Consider the following 4,001-nt stretch of genomic DNA (forward strand, 5'->3'; position numbering starts at 1 on the left):
ATGGCCACTCGTGCGTCGGAGCAGTTGCAGTGATGTTCCATTTTAGAACTTTGTCCATATAGCGGCACGCCCGACCACTGGTCGGGCGCCCCTTCCTGTTGTTCCGCGCTGCGGCTTGCTCCGCGCTGCGGCCGGGCCTCAGCCTGCGAGCAGCCGCTTGACCGCGGCGGCCACCCGGCCGCCCTCGGCGCGGCCCGCCACCTTCGCGTTCGCGAGCTTCATCACGGCGCCCATGGCCTTCGGGCCCTCGGCGCCGCCGGCCTTCGCCTCGGCCACGGCCTCCGCCACGGCCGCGTTGAGCTCCTCGTCCGACAGCTGCTTCGGCAGGTACTCGGCGAGCAGCTCGCCCTCCGCGCGCTCGCGCTCGGCCTGCTCGGCGCGGCCGCCCTTCTCGAAGGCGTCGGCGGCCTCGCGGCGCTTCTTCGCCTCGCGCGTGATCACCTTCAGCACCTCGTCGTCCGAGAGCTCACGGGCCACCTTGCCCGCGGTCTCCTCGTAGCCGATCGCGGAGAGGGTGAGGCGGAGCGTGGAGGAGCGCAGCTCGTCGCGCGCCTTGATGGCGGACGTGAGGTCGTCCTGAAGCCTGGACTTGAGCGTGGTCATGCCGCAATCTTCGCATCCTGCACCCCTGTGCGCTCCGCATTAACCACCGGGCGGCACCCCGGGCGGGCCGGGAACGGCGAACTCCCTTGCGCGCACCGGCAGGTGAGCCGGCACCTGCAGCGATCTGCGACGATGGGTTCATGCGTGCGCGATACGGAGTACCCCTGGGCATCACGGCGGTCGGCGCGGCCGGCCTCGCCTATGCCGCCGGTTTCGAAGTCCGCTCCTTCCGGCTGCGGCGGGTCACCGTGCCCGTGCTGCCGCCCGGGATGCGGCCGCTGCGGGTCCTCCAGGTCTCCGACATCCACATGGTCGGGGGCCAGCGCAAGAAGCAGCGCTGGCTGCAGTCCCTCGCCGGGCTGCGCCCCGACTTCGTGATCAACACCGGTGACAACCTCTCCGACCCCGAGGCCGTGCCCGAGACCCTCGACGCCCTCGGCCCGCTGATGCGCTTCCCCGGCGCGTACGTCTTCGGCTCCAACGACTACTACGGGCCCAGGCTGCGCAACCCCGCGCGCTACCTGCTGGAGCGGGCCACCGGGCGGCACGGCCTCAACGGCAACAAGCCGGTCGTCGGCGCGATCCACAACCCGTGGGAGGACCTGCGCGACGGCTTCGACCGCGCGGGCTGGGTCAACCTCACCAACACCCGCGGCTCGCTCAAGATCGACAGCATGGAGATCGCCCTCACCGGTCTCGACGACCCGCACATCAAGCGCGACCGCTACGCCCGGGTGGCCGGCGGACCGCAGGAGGACGCGGACTTCTCCATGGCCGTCGTCCACGCCCCCTACCTCCGGGTGCTCGACGCCTTCGCGGCCGACCGCTACCCGCTGATCCTCGCCGGGCACACGCACGGCGGCCAGCTCTGCATCCCCTTCTACGGTGCGCTGGTCACCAACTGCGACATCGACGCCGGCCGCGTGAAGGGCCTCTCCACCCACAAGGCCGGCGGCCACCGCTCCTACCTGCACGTCTCGGCAGGCTGCGGGACGAACCGCTACACCCCCGTCCGCTTCGCCTGCCCGCCCGAGGCCACCCTCCTCACCCTCGTCGCCCGCGACTGACCCCGCCCTGGGGCCCCGCAGGCGGGGCCCCAGGAACCGGATTTCACCTACGGGCTCCGGTCCGCTAAAGTAGTCCTCGTTGCTCCGGGGCCCGGGAAAAACGGGAAACGGAAGAACATCGGGGTGTAGCGCAGCTTGGCAGCGCGCTTCGTTCGGGACGAAGAGGTCGTGGGTTCAAATCCCGCCACCCCGACAGCCAGGTCAGGGCCTTGATCGACTCAGTCGATCAAGGCCCTGACTCGTTTTGGGGCCGTAGGGGCCGTAGGGCCCCCCGGGGCCTCCCGCGGTGAAGTTCCGCCGCCGGCGCGAGGTTTCGTCATGCCGAAGGCGTTGCGCGGGAGAAGCGCCGTCGCGGTCCCGCCCCTCCCCGGCCGCCCAACGGACCCCCGGATTCCGGAAGTTATCCACAGGCTCCGCGGGATGTCGGCCCCCCGGCGCAGAATAGGGGCATGACCGAGAGCAACGTATCCATGCCGGACTGGGAGAAGCGCTTCCGGGCGCCGCGGACGGGGCTGCCCGGGTGGGCGCAGGACGCCCCGGAGCGCTCGCTGTTCGCCTCGAACGCGACGGGCACCTTCGAGCTGTACGCGTGGGACCGTGCCACGGGCAGGCAGCGGCAGGTCACAGACCGGCCTCAGGGCACCACGAGCGGCAGGCTGTCGCCGGACGGCGCCTGGATCTGGTGGTTCTCGGACACCGACGGGGACGAGTTCGGCACCTGGGTGCGCCAGCCCTTCCACGGCGGGGAGGACGAGCCCGCGACGCCCGGCCTCGAGCCCGCCTATCCGGACGGCCTGGCCCTGGGGCGGGACGGCTCGGCGGTCGTCGGCCGGTCCACGGAGCAGGGCGGCTCCAGCATCCACGTCGTACGCCCGGGCGAGGAGCCCGTGGAGGTCTACCGGCACCGGCAGTCGGCCGGGGTGGGTGCGCTGTCCCACGACGCCTCGCTGATCGCCGTCGAGCACACCGAGCACGGCGACGCCATGCACGCGGCGATCCGCGTGGTCCGGGCGGACGGCACGCCCGTGGCCGAGCTGGACGACACCCGGGGCGGCACCGTGGAGCTCGGCCTCTCCGCGCTGGGGTTCGCCCCGGCCGACGGCGACTCCCGGCTGCTCGTCGGGCACCAGCGGCGCGGCCGCTGGGAGCCGATGCTGTGGGACGCGCTGACCGGCGAGGAGACGGCCCTGGCCATCGATCTGCCGGGCGATCTGGACGCCGACTGGTTCCCGGACGGCTCCGCCCTGCTGATCGACCACAGCTACCGGGCGCGCAGCGAGCTGTGGCGCTACGAGCTGGCGAGCGGCGAGCTGACCCGGCTCGGCACCCCGCAGGGCACGGTGTCCGGAGCGCTGCCGCGCCCGGACGGGACGGTGGAGTTCCTCTGGTCGTCGGCCGCCGAGCCGCCGGTCGTGCGCTCCACGGCGGGCCATGTCGTGCTGAGCCCGCCCCCGGGGCTGCACGGGATCGCCGAGGCCCCCGGTTCGGTGCCGGTCGAGGACGTGTGGGTGGAGGGCCCGGGCGGCCCGGTGCACGCCCTGGTGCAGCGGCCCGCGGGCGAGGGCCCGTTCCCGGTCGTCTTCGACATCCACGGCGGACCGACCTGGCACGACAGCGACGCCTTCGCCGCCCAGCCGGCCGCCTGGGTCGACCACGGATTCGCGGTCGTGCGCGTCAACTACCGCGGCTCCACGGGCTACGGGCGGGCCTGGACGGACGCGCTCAAGCACCGGGTGGGCCTCATCGAGCTGGAGGACATCGCGGCGGTGCGGGAGTGGGCCGTGGCGTCGGGGCTCGCGGACCCGGCGCGGCTGGTGCTGGCCGGCGGCTCCTGGGGCGGCTATCTGACGCTGCTCGGGCTGGGCACCCAGCCGGACGCCTGGGCGCTGGGCCTGGCGGCGGTCCCCGTCGCCGACTACGTGACCGCCTACCACGACGAGATGGAGGCGCTGAAGGCCCTGGACCGCACCCTGCTGGGCGGCACCCCGGAGGAGGTACCCGAGCGCTTCGCCGCCTCGTCGCCGCTCACCTATGTCGACCGGGTGCAGGCGCCGGTCTACATCTCCGCGGGCGCCAACGACCCCCGGTGCCCTATACGCCAGATCGAGAACTACGTGGAGCGGCTCGCGGAGCGCGGCCACCCGCACGAGGTGTACCGCTACGACGCGGGCCACGGCTCGCTGGTGGTGGAGGAGCGGATCAAGCAGCTCCGGCTGGAGATCGCGTTTGCCGAGCGTCAAAGCAGGGCTTGGCCGATTTCTCCGAACGCCTTTGCTGTGGATCTTCCCGATCTGCGGAGAGGGGAAGCCGACGAGCCGACGCAGGAGAGCG

Annotated in this window: 3 protein-coding genes and 1 tRNA gene; 3 read left to right on the forward strand and 1 reads right to left on the reverse strand. The window is 72.6% G+C overall.

Annotation, left to right across the window (positions count from 1 at the left end):
* Positions 1-138: 138 nt before the first annotated feature.
* Complete coding sequence (locus ACWD4B_RS35320; protein ID WP_336410592.1) at positions 139-603, reverse strand: GatB/YqeY domain-containing protein; 465 nt, start codon at positions 601-603, stop codon at positions 139-141.
* 140 nt (positions 604-743) lie between these two features.
* Here ACWD4B_RS35320 and ACWD4B_RS35325 point away from each other — a divergent pair, with 140 nt between their 5' ends.
* From ACWD4B_RS35325 to ACWD4B_RS35335, 3 genes are all read left to right on the forward strand, one after another.
* Positions 744-1,670, forward strand: coding sequence for a metallophosphoesterase (locus ACWD4B_RS35325; protein WP_336410591.1), 927 nt, complete (start codon positions 744-746; stop codon positions 1,668-1,670).
* A 119-nt stretch (positions 1,671-1,789) separates the two neighbouring features.
* Positions 1,790-1,863: transfer RNA gene (locus ACWD4B_RS35330), tRNA-Pro, on the forward strand.
* A 256-nt stretch (positions 1,864-2,119) separates the two neighbouring features.
* Positions 2,120-4,001 (forward strand): prolyl oligopeptidase family serine peptidase (locus tag ACWD4B_RS35335; RefSeq protein ID WP_451424612.1); only part of this gene is annotated, 1,882 nt, incomplete at its 3' end.

Source organism: Streptomyces sp. NPDC002536, from assembly GCF_053594995.1.

What these genes read in the sequence shown, in the direction of transcription:
- ACWD4B_RS35320 (WP_336410592.1), bottom strand. Translation starts at nt 603, where the DNA reads ATGACCACGCTCAAGTCCAGGCTTCAGGACGACCTCACGTCCGCCATC.
- ACWD4B_RS35325 (WP_336410591.1), top strand. Translation starts at nt 744, where the DNA reads ATGCGTGCGCGATACGGAGTACCCCTGGGCATCACGGCGGTCGGCGCG.